10 protein-coding genes and 1 pseudogene are annotated in these 20,677 nt (G+C 46.4%); 5 read left to right on the forward strand and 6 right to left on the reverse strand.

Translation table 11 applies throughout. The features are described from left to right. A partial coding sequence (locus JGK20_RS28990) for a hypothetical protein (protein ID WP_293233056.1) occupies positions 1-435 on the reverse strand: 435 nt, incomplete at its 3' end. A gap of 7 nt (positions 436-442) precedes the next feature. On the opposite strand from JGK20_RS28990, the gene JGK20_RS28995 reads away from it, so the two are divergent. Continuing rightward, complete coding sequence (locus JGK20_RS28995; RefSeq protein ID WP_293233058.1) at positions 443-1,774, forward strand: CHAT domain-containing protein; 1,332 nt, start codon at positions 443-445, stop codon at positions 1,772-1,774. Positions 1,775-1,840: 66 nt separating this feature from the next. On the opposite strand, the pseudogene tnpA reads toward JGK20_RS28995, so the two are convergent. Then, positions 1,841-2,224: pseudogene (tnpA, locus tag JGK20_RS29000) on the reverse strand (IS200/IS605 family transposase); the annotation flags it as partial. Between the two features lie 70 nt (positions 2,225-2,294). Between tnpA and JGK20_RS29005 the strand changes: the two are divergent. The 3 genes from JGK20_RS29005 (at position 2,295) to JGK20_RS29015 (ending at position 11,965) form a co-directional block, all read left to right on the forward strand. Further along, positions 2,295-3,449 carry a transposase gene (locus JGK20_RS29005; RefSeq protein ID WP_293190622.1) on the forward strand — a complete coding sequence of 385 codons (1,155 nt, stop codon included), beginning with the start codon at positions 2,295-2,297 and terminating at the stop codon, positions 3,447-3,449. 115 nt (positions 3,450-3,564) lie between these two features. Next, positions 3,565-7,176 (forward strand): filamentous hemagglutinin N-terminal domain-containing protein, encoded by a 3,612-nt coding sequence (locus JGK20_RS29010; protein ID WP_293233060.1) that lies wholly within the window; start codon positions 3,565-3,567, stop codon positions 7,174-7,176. Then, on the forward strand, positions 7,163-11,965 hold the full coding sequence (locus tag JGK20_RS29015; RefSeq protein WP_293233062.1) for a CHAT domain-containing protein: 4,803 nt from the start codon (positions 7,163-7,165) through the stop codon (positions 11,963-11,965). Before JGK20_RS29010 ends, JGK20_RS29015 begins: the two co-directional genes overlap by 14 nt. Before the next feature lie 462 nt (positions 11,966-12,427). On the opposite strand, the gene JGK20_RS29020 is transcribed toward JGK20_RS29015, so the two are convergent. The 4 genes from JGK20_RS29020 to JGK20_RS29035 all read right to left on the reverse strand — a co-directional run bounded on the left by JGK20_RS29020 (position 12,428) and on the right by JGK20_RS29035 (position 18,232). After that, positions 12,428-12,856: a hypothetical protein gene (locus JGK20_RS29020; RefSeq protein WP_293233064.1), complete on the reverse strand. Its 429-nt coding sequence runs from the start codon at positions 12,854-12,856 to the stop codon at positions 12,428-12,430. Between the two features lie 410 nt (positions 12,857-13,266). Further along, the gene (ligA, locus tag JGK20_RS29025; protein WP_293196359.1) at positions 13,267-15,537 is read right to left on the reverse strand and encodes an NAD-dependent DNA ligase LigA; all 2,271 of its coding nucleotides are present in this window, start codon (positions 15,535-15,537) and stop codon (positions 13,267-13,269) included. 350 nt (positions 15,538-15,887) lie between these two features. Beyond that, positions 15,888-16,952, reverse strand: a complete 1,065-nt coding sequence (locus JGK20_RS29030; RefSeq protein ID WP_293183051.1) for a vWA domain-containing protein — start codon at positions 16,950-16,952, stop codon at positions 15,888-15,890. Between the two features lie 293 nt (positions 16,953-17,245). Next, the gene (locus JGK20_RS29035) at positions 17,246-18,232 is read right to left on the reverse strand and encodes an Npun_R2479 family HD domain-containing metalloprotein (protein WP_293183053.1); all 987 of its coding nucleotides are present in this window, start codon (positions 18,230-18,232) and stop codon (positions 17,246-17,248) included. Positions 18,233-18,644: 412 nt separating this feature from the next. On the opposite strand from JGK20_RS29035, the gene JGK20_RS29040 reads away from it, so the two are divergent. Beyond that, complete coding sequence (locus JGK20_RS29040) at positions 18,645-20,402, forward strand: alpha/beta hydrolase (RefSeq protein ID WP_293233066.1); 1,758 nt, start codon at positions 18,645-18,647, stop codon at positions 20,400-20,402. The last annotated feature ends 275 nt before the right edge of the window (positions 20,403-20,677 follow it).

Here is a 20,677-nt window from a genome sequence, read left to right on the forward strand (position 1 = left end):
GACAAATCGCTCGACAGTTTCGCCGACAACCGAAGGAATTGCGCCGACAAATCGCTCGACAGTTTCGCCGACAACCGAAGGAATTGCGCCGACAAATCGATCGACAGTTTCGCCGACAACCGAAGGAATTGCGCCGACAAATCGATCGAGTGTTTCGCCGACAACCGAAGGAATTGCGCCGACAAATCGATCGACAGTTTCGCCGACAACAACAGAAGCAGCAGTACCTGCGATCGATTCTAACCCATTGTCGATCGCACGTGGCAGCACAGTAGGAACAGCAGCATCAGCATCGTCCGCACCCGCAGCTACACCCACACCGGCAGCTACACCCTCAACCCCCGAAACAGAAGACTTGCAGCCCCGGAGTATTCCACGCCTAAACAGTTCCGGTGTTGTTAACGATCGCATTTTAAGACTTGATTCTAGTATCATCAGTAACTTGCCCTCGGGCGAATCACAGCCAACACAAAGCAGCAACGAATCAGCGCCAGCAGCCAACTCTAATTCTCGTTTAGCGCTGGGATATGTCTCGTCTCCCGATCGACTTTTTGAAACTAACGACATCCAGAAAATAGTCTGGGGAGTCGAAGGACTGAGGAATCAAGAATTTGCAGCATACCTGGGGATAAAAAGCAACCTCCCAGACGAACAACTCTTGGTTCCGACATTCCAAGAAACATTAAGAAATATCGAACAGCAAACCGGCAAGCGGTCTGGTATTATCTACATGGTCTCGCGAGTCGATCGACTGGAACTAATTTTAATTCCTCCCGTAGGGCGATCGATTCACTACAGCGTTCCGGAAGCCAACAGAGCAGCTCTTTTCCCGGTTGTCAAAGAGTTGCGGGATGAAATCACCACTCCCGCCAAACGCAATACTACCAGTTATCTACCCTCCGCCCAGCAACTGTATAAATGGGCGATCGCACCTCTAGAAAAAGACTTAGAAAGGTTAGGAATTAAGACTTTATTGCTGTCAGTAGATCCGGGATTGCGGAGTGTACCTTTTGCCGCTTTGCACGACGGTAAAGGCTTCTTGATTCAAAAATACAATTTCAGCCTAATTCCGAGTTTTAGTGCCACTAACACTAATTACAAATCGGTTAATAGCACCAGAGTGCTAGCAATGGGACGATCGGAATTTGTGGACAAAAAGCCATTACCCAGCGTCCCCCTAGAATTGCAGATGATTTCTGGTAAGTTGCAGGGGCCATTTTTCCTCAATTCAGCTTTCACCTTAGATACACTCAACTCCGAACACGCCAAGGGAGAATTTCGGATTGTTCACCTAGCAACCCATGCGGAATTCCAACCAGGAAAAGCGAGTAATTCCTACATTCAACTCTGGAATTCTAAATTGCGACTCAATGATATGGGAAGTTTAAATTGGCGCAATCCGCAGGTAGACTTGTTAGTATTGAGTGCTTGTACAACTGCTTTGGGCGATCGCGAATCAGAGTTAGGTTTTGGAGGTTTAGCGGTCAAATCCGGCGCTGCATCTGCCCTAGGGAGTTTGTGGTATGTTGACGATGGAGGCACTTTGGGACTGATGAGCGAATTTTACTACCAACTTCGAGGAGGCACAACTAAGGCAGAAACCCTGCAACTTGCTCAACAAGCAATGATTGCTCGTCAAGTTGGAATTAAAAACCAACAGTTAGTGACAACAGGAGGGAAGTTGAATTTACCAGCTAATATCAAACAAAGAAACCAAGATTTTTCTCATCCTTACTACTGGAGTAGTTTCACCCTGATCGGCAGTCCTTGGTAAGCTACCATATGCAAGATTCCGAACTTACCTAACTGACCAAAAAATTGGGATACAAGCCCCGTCCTTCTAGGACGGCTTTTCTTGATTTCTAATATATTCCTTTAAGACTTCTAGAGGCGCGCCCCCTACAGAAACCGCAAAATAGCTAGGACTCCATAAAGCTTCTTTGTGAGGTTTTTTGTATCCAGCCTGTCCGTAGCGACGGCTAGAAACTCCTTTCAAAGCATTCACTATTTGAGAGATAGAAAGTTTAGGCGGATACTCAATCAGCGCATGAATGTGATTACCTTCACCATTAAACTCCAGAACCTGAAAATTCATTTTTTCAGCAACCTCTCGAAACGTTTTTTCAATCAAATCAAGACTTTCGCCCGTAAATACAGGCCGACGGTACTTTGTCACGCAGACCAAGTGCATTTTAAGTTCTGTAACAGAATGCCGTTCTCGGCGGTAAGTAAATAGTTGTCATTGCCTGTAGACCAATATATAATCAAATAATAGACCAATTTTAACACAACCCGTGAAAGCAAAATTTCGTTACAGATTTTACCCAACCGACCAACAACAGCAGAGCCTAGCTCGGTTGTTTGGCTGCGTCCGGGTAGTCTGGAACGATGCGCTCGCACTTTGCAAACAGTCAGACAAAAAACCAAGTTCGGCAGATTTGCAAAAAATCGTCATAACTGGGGCTAAAAATACTGAAGAAAGGGCTTGGCTGGGAGACGTGTCGTGCGTCCCGCTGCAACAATCAGTTGCCGACCTGGATATTGCTTTTAAGAACTTTTTCAACTCCTGCAAGGGAAAGAGAAAAGGTCGTAAAGTCGGATATCCTAAGTTCAAAAAAAGAACCAGCAGTCAATCGGCGCGTTTTAGAGTTGGAGGATTTTCAATCAAAGGTGATGGAGTTTATCTAGCCAAGATTGGAATTGTCAATCCGATTTGGTCGAGGGCGTTACCATCTGAACCTAGTTCCGTCACGGTAATCAAGGATTGTGCAAATCGTTATTTGCTGAGCTTTGTAATAGAAATTCAACCCATTTCATCTGAGGCTAAAAACCCCAGCATCGGAATCGATTTAGGAATCAAAACCTTTGCGGTGATGAGCAACGGCGAGAAAGCCGAAAGCCCTAGCTATAAAAAACTAGACCGCAAAGTTCGCAAATTGCAACGCAAGTTAGCCCGTCAGCCCAAAGATTCCAAGAGAAGGAATGTAACTCGCATTAGAATCGCCAAGCTGCACAATAAAATTGCCGATACTCGCAAAGATTTCTTACACAAGTTTTCAACCAAAGTAATCAACGAAAACCAAGTGATTGTTTTGGAAGATTTAAATGTGTCTGGCATGGTAAAGAATCGCAAACTCTCAAGAGCAATTAGCCAACAAGGATGGTATGAATTCCGAACTTTGTGCGAGGCTAAATCAGAGAAGTTTGGCAGAGAGTTCAAGGTCATCAGTCGATGGGAACCTACCAGTCAGGTTTGTTCAGACTGCGGTTTTAAGTGGGGGCAAATCGATTTGTCTATTCGCTCAGTGCTTTGTTTGAATTGCGGTACTGAGCAAGATAGAGATGAAAACGCCGCTAAGAATATTGAGAAAGTCGGGATGGGGAATCGCCACGACTCTAAACGGGCGCAGAGGGACTGTCAGACTACTTCGGTAGCTTTTCCCCGATGAAGCGTCAAGAATCACCGTTGCTTCAGCACGGTGAGTATTTCAAATGAGGAACTTTGAGGAGTAAGACTAAGGATAGATAAATACATCGCACTTTTAGCACAAATCTTTAAACACAATGGCAGCCAACAAACTACATTTGCTCGGATGGTTATTCATAGTTGGCTGGCTCAATGCAGCGGCTGGTTCCGCTTCCGCGCAACCCATTACCCCCGCAGCAGACGGCACGAACACCGTCGTGACACCCAATGGCGATCGCTACGACATTTCCGGGGGGTCATTGGGCGGAGATAAAGCTAACCTGTTTCACAGTTTTACTCAGTTTGGTCTCAGTTCCGGTCAAACGGCAAACTTTTTAACCAATCCCAACATTCAAAATATTTTAGGAAGAATTAACGGGGGAAATCCTTCTCTAATCAACGGCTTAATTCAAGTGACAGGTGGCAATTCTAACCTGTTTTTGATGAATCCGTCGGGGATAATTTTTGGGCAGAATGCCCTGCTCAACGTACCTGGTTCTTTTAACGCCACGGCGGCCACAGGTATCGGTTTTGGGAACAATCAGTGGTTTAGTGCGATCGGCAATAACAACTGGGCAAGCTTAATCGGGAATCCGAACAGTTTCGCATTTACCAGTCCGCAAGCAGGAAGCATTGTAAATGCAGGGAATTTGACGGTGGCGCCCGGTCAAAGTTTAAGTTTAATCGGTGGTACGGTAGTCAATACCGGTCAGTTAACTGCGCCGTCTGGCAATATTACCGTGATGGCCGTACCCGGTCAAAATTTGGTACGGATCGCTCAAACCGGAAATTTGCTGAGTCTGGAAATTCAGCCGACAGCTAGCCAAAGTTCCTTGCCGAATAATTTCGCGCAGCCAGTGCTATCTTTGCCGCAGTTGCTGACTGGAAAAAGCCAGGAACAAGCAACGAATTTGACGGTAAATGCCAATGGGGATGTGGTGCTGGCGGGGAATGTGGCTGTGCCTGTTGTGCCTGGAACTGCGATCGCCAGCGGCAGTATCAACGTCTCGGGTAATACTGGGGGTAATGTTAGCATATTGGGCGATCGTGTAGGTGCGATCGCGGCTAACATCGATGCTTCGGGTATTAACGGCGGTGGGAATGTACTGATTGGGGGAGATTTTCAGGGTTTGGGGACTGTACCGAATGCTTTGCGGACATTTGTGAGTGCAGATTCGACGATTAATGTGGATGCGATTAGCAACGGGAATGGCGGGCGAGCGATCGTTTGGGCTGATGAAACTACTCGGTTTAATGGCAATATTACTGCCCGAGGTGGCTTGTTGTCGGGGAATGGCGGGTTTGTGGAGGTGTCGGGAAAACAATTTTTAGACTTCCGAGGCAATGTTAATACTCTGGCTGCTAACGGTAATCCTGGATTATTGTTGCTCGATCCCACAAATATTACGATTCAAAATGGCGCGGGAACTTTTACTGCACTAACTCAGGTAGATCAATTTGCCGATCCTGACATTGGGGGAAATACGATTGATGCTGCTCTAATTAATAGTGCTGCGACTAATGTGATTTTGCAAGCTACCAATGATATTACTTTTAATGCTCCGGTCAATATAGCTACTCCGGGAGTTGGATTGACGGCTTTAGCTAATAACAACATTGATGTCAAGGCTAATATTACAACTAAAGCAGGTAACGTTACTCTGAATGCTGATGCCGACAATCTCAATGGTGGTAGTCTCACCATTGGCAATGTGACGATCAATACAAATGGTGGGAATTTTACAGGTATTGGTCGCGCGAATGTTGCCACTACACCAGGAATTAATGTTGGTGGAAAAATCAATGCTAATGGTGGAAACATTGACCTCAATGGTAGTGCAGGAAACACAGCAAACAACACTGGTCTTGAGATATTTACTGGCACGTTAACAACAACTGGAACAGGAAAAATTACCCTCAATGGGACTAGCGGTAGTAGTCTCAATAGTGACGGGATAGTTTTGCGTAGCTCTACGATAACTTCAGTCGATGGTGATATTACTTTCACTGGTATTGGCAGCGGATCTGCTAAATACGGCATCCGGTTAGTGAATAACGACTTGGTGGAATCAACGGGGACGGGAAAAGTCAACCTGACGGGTACGGGTGGTAATGGGATAGGTAGCACTGGAGGGATATTTATTGCTAACAATGGCTTACCAGTTCGATCGAAGGTTCTATCGAAGGATGGAGATATTACCCTGACTGGAACAGGTTCGGGGAGCGGGGATAACAACACGGGCATTGCGATTTTAGGGTTGGTGGAATCCACAGGCATTGGGAAAGTGACTCTAAACGGTGTTGCCAGTGATGGGAATGGGAATAACAATAATGAAGGGATATTGATTTCTTTTCCTGCTCAAGTTCGATCGACGAACACTGGGGATATCACGTTTACTGGAACAGGCAAGGGAAGCGGGGATAACAACACCGGCATTCTGATTCAAGGGTTGGTGGAATCCACAGGCACCGGGAAAGTGACTCTAAACGGTGTTGGCGGTGATGGGAAGGGGAATAATAATCAAGGGATAAATATTGATGCTCCGGCTCAAGTTGGATCGACCAAAAGTGGGGATATCACGTTTACTGGAACAGGTAAGGGAAGCGGGAAGGACAACATCGGCATTGCAATTTTAGGGTTGGTGGAATCCAAAGGCACCGGCGGAAATGTTACTTTGACAGGCGATCGAATTCAACTGTTAGCCCCATCTGAAGTCAAGGGTGCTGGTACAATTCGGTTGCAACCTCTGACGCCGAGTTTAGGTATTACTGTTGGCGGCACCGATCTCGATGATCCTAATGTTTTGCAGCTCAGGAATGCTGAACTTGCACGGTTCAAGGGGTTTAATGAAATGGTAATCGGACGGGCTGACGGGAAGGGGACGATCGCCATTAACCCCGCTGGTGTTACTTTCCCTTACTCGACAACTTTGCAATCTCCAAGCGGAGGCGCGATCGCAGTCAATGGCCCAATTACTACTCAAGACAAGAGTATCTCGTTTGTCGGCAAAGTTTCCCTCGGTAATGATGTCACTCTCAACACTAAAAACCTCAGCGGTGGGAATATTACCTTTGGCGGCACTGTTGACGGCAACAATAAATTAAATATTACTGCTGGAACTGGTACTATCAATTTTAACGGGCCTGTCGGTGACACTAATCCCTTGGCTGCACTTGGGGTAAATCCAGAAGCCAATATTACCAGCACTGGCGCTATAAGTATCAAAACAACTGGCGATATTGCCACGGCCAATATTACTACTAAGAATCCCGGAGGGGCGATCGCGCTTACGAGCAATAAGGGCAATATTACAACGGCATTGGGTTCGCTTGATACGAGTTCTGCGGGTACGGGCGCAGATATCACTCTCAAAGCTTTTAATAAAGTTGACGTAAAAAATATAAGTTCTGGTACGGGAAATATTACTTTGATTGGGACAGATGCTAACTTTCAAGGGGTTGTTCAAGGTACGGGGACTTTTTCTCTGCAACCGTTTGACCCAAAGGGTGATATTAGCTTCAAAGTAAAACCTAATCTTCCTGCTGCCAATACTATGTATGTGGAACAGCCGTTTCAAGATGCCCTGAAGAATGGATTTAGTTCGATCGCGATCGGCAGAACAGACGGCACTGGTACAATTACCTTTGACAGACCTCACAGTTTCCAAGATCCGGTGACTGTTAAATCTCCCGGCGGTGCGAGGCGTTAGCACCATCAAGCAAGATATCACTTTCCAAAGTCCTGTACTCGTCCAAGATAATGCTTCTGTCAACACAGGTGCAGGTGCAAATATTCTGTTCAACAACACCGTCAAGGGCGCACTGACAGGAACCAAAGACCTAAGTTTAACGGCAGGTACGGGAAATATTATATTCACCGGTGCAGTTGGGGATAAAAGTGCGATCGGCAATCTTAAAGTTAACTCTCAAGGAACAATTCTATTCAATGAAACAGTCAATGCTGCAAGTTTGACTACAGATACTGGCGGTACAACTATACTCAATGGTAATGTGACAACCACCGGCAGTCAAACCTATCAAAATACAGTTACAATCACCAAAATAAATCCAACTCTCACAGCAGGTAATGGCATTACTTTCAAGAATATTGTTAACCTCAGTAACAGTGGCAGCGATTTTACTGTGGATGGGGGTACTGGTGATGTTACGTTCAGTAGTGCAGTTGGGAATCTAAGTACGATCGGCAATCTTAAAGTTAACTCTCAAGGAATAACTGCATTTAATAAAACAGTCAATGCCGCAAGTTTGATTACAGATGGTGGTGGCACAACTACACTCAATGGCGATGTCACTACCACCGGCCCTCAAACCTATGGAGATGCTGTCACGACTGCCAAGAATCTCACTCTCTCAGGCACAGGCATTACTTTCAATAATACTGTTAAGTCTAATAACATCAGCGATTTGACTGTGGATGGGACTACTGGTGATGTTACATTTAAGGATGCAGTTGGGGATAAAAGTGCGATCGGCAATTTAACAACTCTATCTCAAGGAACAACTGCATTTAATAAAACAGTCAATGCCGCAAGTTTGACTGCTGGTGGTGGCGGCACAACTCAACTGAAGGGAGATGTGACGACAACCGGCTCTCAAACCTACACAGATGCAGTTACAATCGCCAACAATCCGATTCTCAAAGCAGGTAGCGACGTTACTTTCAACAATACAGTTGACGGTAGCGGGGATTTGAAAGTCAATGCGGGTAGTGGTAATATTACATTCAACGGTGCAGTTGGAAGTCCAAAGGATCTCGGCAATTTAACAACTAACTCTACAGGAACAACCGCATTTAATCAAACGATCAATGCAGCGAGTTTGACTACAGATGCAGGCGGGACAACTCAGGTAAAGGGAAATGTCACGACAACCGGCAATCAAACTTACGGAGATGCAGTGACATTAAATGCTGCTGTAACTTTTACACTAGGAAATGCAACTATTGCTTTCGATTCGAGTTTGTCGGCAGGAAGTAACCCGCTGACTTTAAAAGCAGGTGAAATTAATTTTGCTGGGCCAGTTTCTGGTACTGGTGCGCTCACACTGCAACCGGCAACAGCAGGACAAAATATTGTGGTTGGAGGAACTGATAACACTACTCCCGCTTTAGATTTGACTCCATCGGAAATTAAGTTGATTCAAAAGGGATTTAGCTCGATCGCGATCGGGCGATCGGATGGCACCGGTAATATTACTATTCCTAGCGATCGCACTTTTTCCGATCCAGTCACGATTCAAACGGGAACTGGTACGATCGCACTTAACGCCAATATTACCGGCAAAGACAACAGCAGTCTTACTCTTAACGGCAAAGTCCAACTCGGCAGTGATGTCATTCTCAGTAGTGACACAGGTAATGTTAGTGTCGCAGGTGCGATCGATGGATCTCGGCGCTTGAACATCAATGCTACTAAAGGTAATGTGCTGCTGCAAGGAGATATCGGAAAAACAACGCCACTGACAGGTTTGAATGTGACTGCCTTAAATACTAAGTTGGGTGGCAATGTTACCACGAATAACGGCAATATCAATATTGATGGTGCGATCGGGCTGACGAATGATGCTGTATTGAGCACGGCTGGGGGGAATATTGCGTTTGGAAGTGCGATCGACAGTATAGATGCGGCCCGGAACCTAACTCTGGACTCTGGTAGTGGCAGCATCACTTTCAATGGATCGGTGGGCGCCAGCAGCAAATTAGGAAATATTCTGATTAAAAATGCTGGCGATGTCACAGCCAATTCGACAATTAATGCAGCACAAGTGACAGCACAAAACACGAAAACATTCAACTTATTGGGAGATGTAACCGCAGGCAAAGTTAATATTACTTCCAACGGCGATATCACGGTTAAAAATATTACTACTAATGGTGGAGAAATTTTCTTCAAAAGCGGTAACGTTTTCACAGCAGGTAATTTGAATACATCGGGAAGTACGAGCGAGAATATCAACGTTAATATTACTGCCACTGGCGATATCAGCGTTAAAAACGTTACTACTAATGGTGGAGAAATTTTCTTCAAAAGCGGTAACGTTTTCACAGCAGGTAATTTGAATACATCGGGAAGTACGGGCGGGAATATCACTGTTGATGCGAAAATTTCAATTACAGCAGGACAAATTAACTCCAGCGGTACAGCCGGAAATGGTGGCAATGTGCTCTTAGATCCGATCGGCGATATTCAAGTCGGTTTCATCAATGCCCAAGGCGGTACTAACGGCAAGGGCGGCAATGTTACAGCCGTCGCGGGAAATTTTTTCCGAGCTACAGGCTCTTTCCCAACAACTTTTTCGCCGACAGGATTTGCTAGTATTTCCACTGCTGGTGGCACCGATGGAGGAAATATTTCAATTGCCCACACTGGAGGAGATGGAGGGGGAGTGATTCAACCGTTTGTCGTGGGAAATGCAACTATAAATGGTACGGCGGCTGCAATTACAACTGGGCCATCTAGCATTACATCGCAGTCGTTTCCTCGTACAGCTAGTGGTGTGCCTAGTATTGTATTTCCTACTGATGATGGGATCGATCCAACTCCAACTCCAACTCCGATTCCAACTCCAAATCCAACTCCCACTCCGATCGCAACTCCAACTCCAAATCCAACTCCCACTCCGATCGCAATTCAAACTCCGAGTCCAACTCCCACTCCGATCGCAATTCAAACTCCGAGTCCAACTCCCACTCCGATCGCAATTCAAACTCCCACTCCGATCGCAATTCAAACTCCGAGTCCAACTCCCACTCCGATCGCAATTCAAACTCCGAGTCCAACTCCCACTCCGATTGTGGTTCCGACTCCGATCGCAATTCCGACTCCGATTGTGGTTCCGACTCCGATCGCAATTCCGACTCCGATTGTGGTTCCGACTCCGATCGCAATTCCAACTCCCATAGCAATTCCAACTCCCATAGCAATTCCAACTCCCATAGCAATTCCAACTCCCATAGCAATTCCGACTCCCATAGCAATTCCAACTCCGATCGCGCCTATCGCCACACCAGCAGCATCCGCCACGCCCGCACCTATCGCCTCAACCTCCGATCCAGAAGACGTTCCAAGTCGCCGTCGAATTCCACCGTTAGACACTCCCGGCCCTGCTGCGGGTCAAATTTTAACACTGGATTCAAGTATCACCAGTAAGTTACCCCCCAGCCAATCGCCAGTAGTGCCCCGCCGCGAAACACCGCCAGCAGTCAACCCTACTCCTAATTTAGTGCTGGGATATGTTCCGCCTCCCGATCGACTTTTTGAAGGTAACGACATAGAGAAAACAGTCTGGGGAATCGAACAAATTAGGAATCAAGAGTTTGGAGAATACCTAGGCGTCAAAGCCAACCTTCCCAACCAAAAAGTGATGATGGCGCAATTCCAACAAACATTAAGAAATATCGAACAGGAAACTCACAAGCGGTCTGGTATTATCTATATAATCTCGCGAGTCGATCGACTGGAACTAATTTTAGTTCCTCCCGTAGGGCGGCCGATTCACTACAATGTCCCGGAAGCTAACAGAAAAGCTCTTGAACCCGTTGTCAAGGAGTTTCGCGAACACATCACCAATCCCGCAAAAATCGGTACTAGCAGTTATCTTCCCTCCGCCCAGCAACTGTATCAATGGGCGATCGCACCTCTAGAAAAAGACTTGCAAAACTTAGGAATTGACACCTTGTTGCTGTCAGTCGATCCCGGATTGCGGAGTGTGCCCTTTGCCGCTTTGCACGACGGTAAAGGCTTCTTGATTCAAAAATACAGTTTCAGCCTAATTCCGAGTTTTAGCTTGACTAATCGCGAATATAAGACAGTTAGAGACGCCACAGTGCTAGCAATGGGACGGTCAGAATTTGTCGATAACAAGCCTTTGCCCAGTGTGCCGATCGAATTAGAAGCGATTTCTGCCCAGTGGCGCGGGCAATCTTTCCTCAATTCGAGTTTCACTATAGACAATCTCAACTCGCAACACGCCAACAAAGGATTTCGGATTGTTCACCTAGCAACCCATGCTAACTTCACCTCGGGACAACCGAGCAATTCTTACATTCAACTCTGGAATTACAAATTGCAGCTCAATGACATGGAGAGTTTAAATTGGCGCAATCCGCAGGTAGACTTGTTAGTGTTGAGTGCTTGTAGAACTGCTTTGGGCGATCGGGAAGCAGAGTTAGGTTTTGGAGGTTTAGCAGTCAAATCCGGCGCCAAATCTGCCTTAGGGAGTTTGTGGTATGTTGACGATGGAGGCACTTTGGGACTGATGAGCGAATTTTACAACCAGCTTCGAGGAGGCAAAACTAAGGCAGAAACTCTGCAACTTACTCAACAGGCGATGATTGCTCGTCAAGTTCGGATTGAAAATCGGCAATTATTGACAACAGCGGGCAACTTAAATTTACCCAATAACATACAACAACAAACCCAAGATTTTTCTCATCCTTACTACTGGAGCAGTTTCACCCTCATCGGAAATCCTTGGTAAGAAAAGTTGGCAGTTGACAGTTGACAGTTGACAGTTGACAGTTGGCAGAAGGAAGAATTCAAGGGTAGGGTGCGTCAGGAAAGGTAATTTTCAATCATCACCCCTAATCTAATTCTGACGCACCATTTATGCTTGGCATCGGCATCATATTTTCGGCAAAGCTAATCAAAAGTTTTCTCAAACTAGCAAAGGAAGAAGGAAGAAAGAACAATTCAAGGGTAGGGTGCGTCAGGAAAGGTAATTTTTAATTATCACCCCTCATCTCATTCTGACGCACCATTTATTGGAAGTATCTCAGTTTTGCATTTAATAGTGCGAGCGTCCCCGCTCGCGAGCGATGCAAGACTCGCGAGCGGGGACGCTCGCACTACAATAAAAAATGCTTTTTGAAAAAATGAGATCCTCCCTCATTTATGCTTGGCATCGGCATCATATTTTTAGGATGGCAAAGCTAGTCAAAAATTATCTAAAACCAGCAGCAGCTCTGGGCCCAAGCTGTTTCAAATTAGGTGCCGCAGTTCCATAATTGACGCGACAACCGATGTTTAACAAACTAGAACTGCATTCGAGAGGGACAATTTGCTGGTCGAGGAGAGCGCTGCAACTGACATACTCGTCGTTATTAGTATCTCTTACCATACATTCGATCGCCCTAGCGCCCGATCGAGCCGCCCAACTGTTCATACCTACAACTGCAATCATGTGCTGCCAGAAAAACGACAACACTAAGACTCCCAATAGTACAGCCACTCCCAATCCTGCTTTCACCTTCCAACTGCTCAGGATGTTTCCCACGCTACTTTTTACGTTTTCAGTCCAAGAAATAGAGCTTTCGGAACTTGTTTCTGGAGCCGACAAATTTGTTTGTGTTTGTTCTGGGATTTCCGACATCACGTATCTCCTCTGATTGCTGGAACTTTGTTCGGTTGGCAGTTACGCGCGATCGCAAATCCCAACTATATCAAATTTTAGCAAAACTAGCCTGTGCCGACAACCGATTCGGGCGCCCAGGCGAGAGAAGTATGTATATTGACGAAGTGCGATCCTCTTTTGCAAGCTTCGCTAACGCAATTTCTATGCCTTTTGAGGTATTGCGTAATTTGCGATCGGCTATTTTGCGCCTGCCGCAAAACAGGTTCGTAGTGAGGACTTCAGTCCTTATCAAAATCAGAGGAATGAAGTCCGAATATCAAACACAAAACAGGTTCGTAGTGAGGACTTCAGTCCTCATGAATTTAGAGGACTTCATTCCTGACTACAAACATTGCTGATGGCTACACCTTACGAACAATTATCAATTTTCAAGTTGCCAAAAGTTCCATAAACTCAGCCTCCGACAGTAGCTCAATCCCCAAAGATTGAGCCTTTTCCAACTTAGAACCAGCATCTTCACCTACAACCACATAATCGGTTTTAGCACTGACAGAACCTGTGACTTTTCCTCCAGCTTTGACAATCAAATCCTTAGCTTCATCTCGTTTTAGAGTCGGCAAAGTTCCGGTAAGTACAAATGTTTTACCTGCAAATTGTAAATTTTGAGCTGCCGAGTTCTGAGTTTTCATTTCTGAATGCAATTGCAATCCCGCAGTTTGCAACCGTGCAATTAAACTTTGATTTGCCGGAACTCGAAACCATTGATAAACAGCTTGTGCAATTTCCGGGCCGATGCCGTAAACTCCCTCAATTCCTGCCGCCGATACCGCTGCTAACTCTTCCACATTGGCAAACCTTTCTGTCAGCAATTGAGCGTTGACACTACCGACATGGCGGATGCCCAGGCCGTAAAGTACCCGCGCATAAGGTTGATTTTTCGATCGGGCGATCGCACTTACCAACTTTTCTGCTAACTTTTTACCCATGCGTTCCAAACCCATCAATCTGTCAGCAGTCAAATCAAACAAATCCGCCGCCGACTGCACCAGATTGCTATCCACCATCTGCTGCACCAACTTTTCCCCAACACCGTTAATATCCAGAGCATCCCGGCTGCAAAAATGAATCAGGGAACCCCTCAAAATCGCCGGACAAGACGTGTTGATGCAGCGAGTCACGGCCTCCCCTTTTTCGCGAACCACAGGCTGCGTGCATTCGGGACAGCAGCTAGGCATTTGAAAAAGTTGAGCATTTGGGGGACGAAGTTCTGCTAAAACTCGGACAACTTCTGGTATAATTTCCCCAGCTTTTCTGACAATTACAGTATCGCCGATGTGGAGATTGAGATCGGAAAGTCGATCGCTATTGTGGAGAGAAGCCCGCGAAACCGTCGTTCCAGCCAACTGCACCGGTTTGAGTTCCGCTACGGGAGTCAGCGCGCCGGTTCTCCCGACTTGTACAGTTATTGCTTCTACAATTGTAGGGACTTCGGCAGCCGGATACTTAAGTGCGATCGCCCAACGCGGAAACCTCTGAGTAAAACCCAATTGTTTTTGCAGCCAAACCGAATTAATCTTAACAACAACCCCATCAGTCATGTAAGGTAAATTTCGCCGTTCAGTATCCCAATATTCGTAATACTCCCGCACCTCATCCAACGAAGAGCAAATTTTCCGATTGGGATTCACCTTAAACCCCATCCTTCGCAACAATTCCAAAGATTCCCCTTGCGTCTTTTCCTCATTACCCTCATCTAAATGTAGAGTATAAGCAAAGAAATCCAACCGTCGCTTATCTACAATCTTAGAATCCAACTGTCGCAGCGTACCCGCCGCAGCATTGCGAGGATTAGCAAACAATTGTTCCCCCGCTTTTTCCCGTTCCCGATTAATATCCTCAAACACAGCCAAAGACAAAAAAGCCTCTCCCCGCACTTCCACCACAGGCGGCGGATTATCTAAATTAAGTTTGAGAGGAATCGAGCGAATAGTCTTAACATTTTGAGTAATATCCTCTCCCGCAATCCCATCTCCCCGCGTTGCACCCCGAACTAAAACCCCATTTTCATAGGTTAACGCTAAAGCAGAACCATCAATTTTTAACTCACAAACATAGGAAACCCCCCCCAACCCCCCCTTGCTAAGGGGGGGAGTAATTTCCTGGTAGGAACCCCCCCCCAGCCCCCCCTTGCTAAGGGGGGGAGTAATTTCCCTGTTTTCGTCATTGCTAGGTAGATGTGCAATTCCATCTTGTCCCCCCCCTTGATAAGGGGGGGTTAGGGGGGGTGCATTTCCCCCTTGATAAGGGTGGGTTAGGGGCGGTGAAATGCCATCCTCGGAAGGTAAAATCATATCTTGTCCCCCCCCTTGATAAGGGGGGGTTAGGGGGGGTGCAATTCGCTGCCAGCGTTCCTGCCATTTGGTCAATTCCTCAAAATTAAAAGCATTTTCCAAACTGTAGAGAGGAATATTGTGCTTGACGCTAAAAAATTGAGTAGCCGGCTTTTCTCCCACGCGCTGAGTCGGACTTTCCGCAGCAATCAACTCAGGATAATCTGATTCTAACTCTTGCAACTCTCGGTAAAGGCGATCGTACACCTCATCAGCCATCATCGGCGCATCAAGAACATAATAAGCATAGCTAGCTTCCTGTAGCTGCTGCCTCAATTGTTTAACTCGCTGCTGAATTTCTGGTTGCATATTAATTTAAAAGTGTATATTGTCTAACCGCAGATACTAGAATATAGCGGTTCTCAAAAAGATCGGGTACGTAGTTGGGCTTTAGCCCTCCTAGTTTAGTAGTTATATTAAACTGTCAGTCATACCTCATCTTTTTGAGAAAGGCTACAAACACAAACCATAGAAATTTTAGCATTATCTGCGCTGCTCTGCGGGGTGCATCTGTTTTTGGTAAATATGTTTGTAGGGGCGAAGCATGACCGTAGTCAATATGGGATTATAACTAATAACTTATATGCGGTCATGCTTCGCCCTCTTCAAAAGTGAGATGCACCCTACTCTGCGGTTGTAGTTAGGACATTTAAAATCGATTAACGATCCCAATCTTCAACTTCATAAAGGAAACGAGTTCCCCCCATCAGCTTGCGATTAGCCGAGGTACTTTGCACAAAAACCGCATACTTTTCTAGATTGCTCGGCTTGATGCGAACTGTCTCACCCATTGGCAAACCCAACATTTCTCGCGCCGCTTCTCCTTCAAATAAATCCCCTGTCGAACGTTCCATCAGCACAATTTCTTTCTTACCTTGGATAGTTTCTGTTTTGGTAAATTCATAAAACCCGCGCCCGGTTTTAAAAGCCAAACCATTTTCCAGAACAAAAGCTTTAATAGAAATCTCGTTGTCTACTTCGAGAATCTGAAATCTCCCCGGTTTGACAGCGCGCAATTCTACTGACTCATAAACAGCAGTCCCTTCCCGCTTCATCATGGTATCAAACATCTTGTTTAAGCCGCGACTCATGCGACCTTGACTGACAACTTCTTGTTCGTAAGCTTGTAGTTGTTCGTCAGATGATTGTTGGTAACAAACTGCTAAAAAGAAATCTGTGATGTAGGAAAATTGGTCGAGATTGAGGTGAAAACCGCCAGATTTTTCCGCTAGTTCTTTGTAGAATAAAGTAGCATGGGGACGGTTGAGAGCTTGGATGCCGTAAACGGCAATTCCCATCTGTGCTAACTTATCTACTTCTTGACGCCAGTTAAGTTTTTGGGGAGTTTGAGCGGGTGCGTGGGGGATATCGTCGCCAATTAGTACGAATGTTTTGGAATTAGTGGGAGTCCAGGAAAGTGATTGAGCTTCGTGCAAGACTAATTCATAACATTCTGGAGCATCGCCGCCGCCAGTAGGTTCGACATTTTCCACAAAATTGCAAATCTTGCCGACATCACCGGACAAATCGAGGTGTTTAGTCACGTAGGTGCTGCCAGCATCGCAATAGTCGCCGTGAGCAATAATGCCAATGCGAATGCCAGGAATTTCATCTAGCAATCTTGTTACCGTTTCTTTGATTTTCCGACGAACTTGCGTCAAGCAAGGGTACATACTGCCAGTTGTATCAAAGCTAAAAACGACTTCAATGTTGTTGGTTGCCATGACCTGAATTTCCCTAAGGGACAACGATTTCTTACTCTTATTATAGCTCAATACATTTTACTTAATCTTGTCCTACAAGAGCAAGGAAGCAGATGAGGTACGTTGTTGGGCTTCAGCCCTCTTTCCGAATATTATAAAGAGGGCTAAAGCCCAACAACGTACCTAATTTGTATTACGAATCTAGTAAACAGTATTTATTGTAGCTCAAACAAAAAGGAGCCAGCAAGTAGAAAATCCAAAAAGTTTCTAATGATGACTCGCGTCGATAAATCATGAATTATGCGAAAACACTCTCACAAATTCAGGTCGGAAAAATCGCTAAACTTCTTGTTGTTATCTCCACCGGACATGGAAGGTTGAAGATTATCACTATTTTTTTCGCCATTCGAGTTGCCGTTGGCGCAGGACTTGAGCGAATCTTGAGAGTTCGGCTTGGTGAAAGCAAGCGGTTCAGCGTGTTCTACTTGAAACACGTTAGCGTATAGGTTGGCAATAATCTGTTTGCCACCCTGGGTCAATTCCAAGTAGTTCAAAGCTGCTGGAATGTATGGGAAAACTCCGTTCCAATAAAACTTGGCGTAATTTTGGCGCAAATCTCCCGGGGATTTGTAGCCCAAGATTTTATTAGTGCCGACTTCCTCAAATTCGTAGAATAGGGCGCTGATTTTGCGGAGGTAATTTGGGTCACTCAACTGACCGATTAAATCGGCGGCCCTGGCGAGCCCAGAATAGTTGTTTCTGTCTTGATGGGTTTCGCTAGCAGGAACTGGGAAGCGTGTCAACTCAATATTGCGCTTGATTTGTTCGGCATCAATTAATGTGTGGCCGCCGAAGCGTTCGTCTATTACGAGTTTTCCTCGATCGACATGATAAGGAGTTAGACTGGCAGAAGTGGCGCCGATCGCCACAGAAACCATGCCTCCATCAATACCAGTAGCATAGAGTCCCACAGATTCTTGGTCTTGGCGGCAAACACCTTTCACGTAGCCGATATCGTGGCACAGCAGCGAGATCAGGTAGTGTAGCCAATCTTCCGGCGACACACCCCCTTCGCGAATATGCTTGCCGCGAAGAATCTCTTGTCCCACCAAGGCCACGAGCATTGTGTGTTCCACATTGTGGTAAAGAGCATCGCAGTTAGCGATGTTTTCGAGAGCCATAGTCCCCGCCCAGGCGATAATTTCAGGGTAGTCAGGCTTGTACTTGCCGTAGGTGCGGCGGTAGCCGGCCTGTAGCTCTTGCACAAAAGCGTCAATCAGGATGGCAGTTGCATTGAACATGATAAATTCTCTCACTCAGGCTATAGTTGCAAACTCGATCGCAAATATCTGGGATAGCTGAAACAATAATCAATGGGCATTAGAATAGGTTTGACCCCTCGCCCAAAGACGGATACAAGCGTCGGCTTAAGTCCTAGATGCTACCCAAATTTTAGACCCAAGTTTCAGCTTCCAGATTCATCTGCCGAGTAAATCTCAAATCTCAACTCTCAACTCTCAAATCCACTCACCCCTCGGCGTTGAATTTTAAAGTTCAGCTAGTCTTGTTAGGTCAGAAAATTGCTCTTTTGGATATACTTCCCACGATAACCTAATTTCCCCAGTAAAAGATCGATTTTTTGGTATTAAATATTAGTGAAACAATTTACATCGTTTCACCGACTAATTATTAGAAGTTCTAGGTGTTAAAGTTATGAACTGTCTGTTTCCGAGTATCTCTACTGCGGCAATTCGCGCTCGGCGGTCGATCGCCCCAAAATACCTAGGATTGTTTGCATTCACGGCTGTTTGTACCGCTGCACCGGCCTTGGGAGCAGAACGAATCTATGTAACTTACGGGCCGCTAGAAGTATCAGTGCCGATCGAATCCCTGACACTCTTCGCCAAAGAAGGCAAAATAGACTCAAACTTGGACGGCTTCGCTCAGTACGCCAAAAAATCACAGCTAGCGGAGATTCGCAACGGCCTGCAAGCGAAAGCAGAAATCAGCCCTGTGACGATCGCCCAATTCCTCTACACGCCGCAAGGAGAAGTGCTCCTGGAACGTTTGGGGCGAGTAATTCAAACCAAAGCTCGGCAGCCTGGATTTTATGCCATCCGAGCCGCCCTAATTTTAGCAGCCTCAGATCCAGAAGGCATGACAATTCTCAACGTGCTGCGGAAATTCCCCACTTACGGCATCAGGATTGACATTGCGCGCGGCTTGGGTATCGCCAACGAGCTGACATCGCTGATCAACCGTTCCAATCGGACGATCGCCGGAGTCGCCAAGTTGTCGGAAACACAAGCAGCCGAGGAGTCTGGGATACCGCCCGCCGAAATGCTACAGATCCAGGAAAAGGGCCCCTATAATTGGAAAAAATCATCGGTAACTCTGACGAGTCCAAATCGCGATCGTACCTTTGATATCGACATTTACCTGCCGCTCAAAAGTCCGCAACCGGCTCCAGTCGTAGTAATTTCTCACGGTTTAGGTTCCGATCGCATTTCCTACGAGTATTTAGCCAAACACCTAGCCTCCTACGGCTTTGCCGTCGCCGTCCCCGAACACCCCGGCAGCAACGCCCAACAAATCCAAGACCTAGTAACAGGCAGAGCCAACGAAGTAGCAGAACCAGCAGAATTTGTCAACCGCCCCCTAGACATCAAAGACCTGCTCGATTATTTAACCCAACTTTCGACAACCAATCCGGCCTACCGAGGACAGCTAGACTTGCAGCGAGTCGGCGTCATCGGCCAATCTTTCGGAGGCTATACGGCTTTAACACTAGCGGGAGCCGAGATTAACTTTGCACAGCTAGACAAAGACTGCAAGCTGGAAAATGAAACTTGGAACCTCTCGCTGCTGTTGCAGTGCCGCGCCCGCAGCCTCGATCGCAACCAGTACAATTTCGGCGATCCGCGCGTCAAAGCTGCGATCGCCATCAACCCGATCGTCAGCAGCATTTTAGGAGAAACAAACCTCAGCAAAATCCAAATCCCAGTCATGGTAATCGCAGGCAGCGCCGATACCGTGGCGCCCGCTTTGCTCGAACAAATTCAACCCTTCACATGGCTGACATCGCCCAACAAATATCTGGTACTGATGAACAACGGGACTCACTTTTCCACGATCGACCAATCCCCTCAAAGCGTCTTTTTGCCACCAGCACAGGCGATCGGGCCCGAACCCGCCTTAGCCCGCCGCTACCTCAACGGACTCAGCCTAGCGTTCATGGAAAGCTATTTGAACAACAAATCAAAGTTCCGCCCGTATTTAGAGCCAAACTACGCCCTGGGCATCTCCCGAAATACTTTGGGACTGAGAATTTTGCGATCGCTCACCCCCCAGCAACTGCAACAGTTCAGCAGTGCTCCACCTCCTCGCAGCCCTGCACCTGCACCTGCGATCGCTCCAGTTGCTCCACCTTCTCCAGTTGCTCCACCTCGGGTAGCTCCTGTTCCCCGTTAGGGTTAAGCTGCGGGCGAAGCGACGCAATCTTTTCGCCTCTTTATCGTTTCATCAGCTTTCCTGATGACTCTCATCAGTTAAGCTGTTGTCACACCCCTTTACAAACCGAAATAAAAGGTTTATATTTATTTACATGGCGGAACACAAAGCCGTCACGAACATTGAAAACCAAATACAGCAATCATAAAACCATGACAGCTACCTTACAGCAGCGCGAAAGCGCCAACCTGTGGTCGCAGTTTTGCAACTGGGTCACCAGCACCGACAACCGCATT

It is taken from the genome of Microcoleus sp. PH2017_05_CCC_O_A, from assembly GCF_020738785.1.
GTDB lineage: Bacteria > Cyanobacteriota > Cyanobacteriia > Cyanobacteriales > Microcoleaceae > Microcoleus.

Bases quoted from the DNA above. Each gene is read 5' to 3' on its own strand.
- JGK20_RS29010 (WP_293233060.1), top strand. From the start codon at position 3,565: ATGGCAGCCAACAAACTACATTTGCTCGGATGGTTATTCATAGTTGGC.
- JGK20_RS29020 (WP_293233064.1), bottom strand. From the start codon at position 12,856: ATGTCGGAAATCCCAGAACAAACACAAACAAATTTGTCGGCTCCAGAA.
- ligA (WP_293196359.1), bottom strand. From the start codon at position 15,537: ATGCAACCAGAAATTCAGCAGCGAGTTAAACAATTGAGGCAGCAGCTA.
- JGK20_RS29030 (WP_293183051.1), bottom strand. From the start codon at position 16,952: ATGGCAACCAACAACATTGAAGTCGTTTTTAGCTTTGATACAACTGGC.
- JGK20_RS29035 (WP_293183053.1), bottom strand. From the start codon at position 18,232: ATGTTCAATGCAACTGCCATCCTGATTGACGCTTTTGTGCAAGAGCTA.
- JGK20_RS29040 (WP_293233066.1), top strand. From the start codon at position 18,645: ATGAACTGTCTGTTTCCGAGTATCTCTACTGCGGCAATTCGCGCTCGG.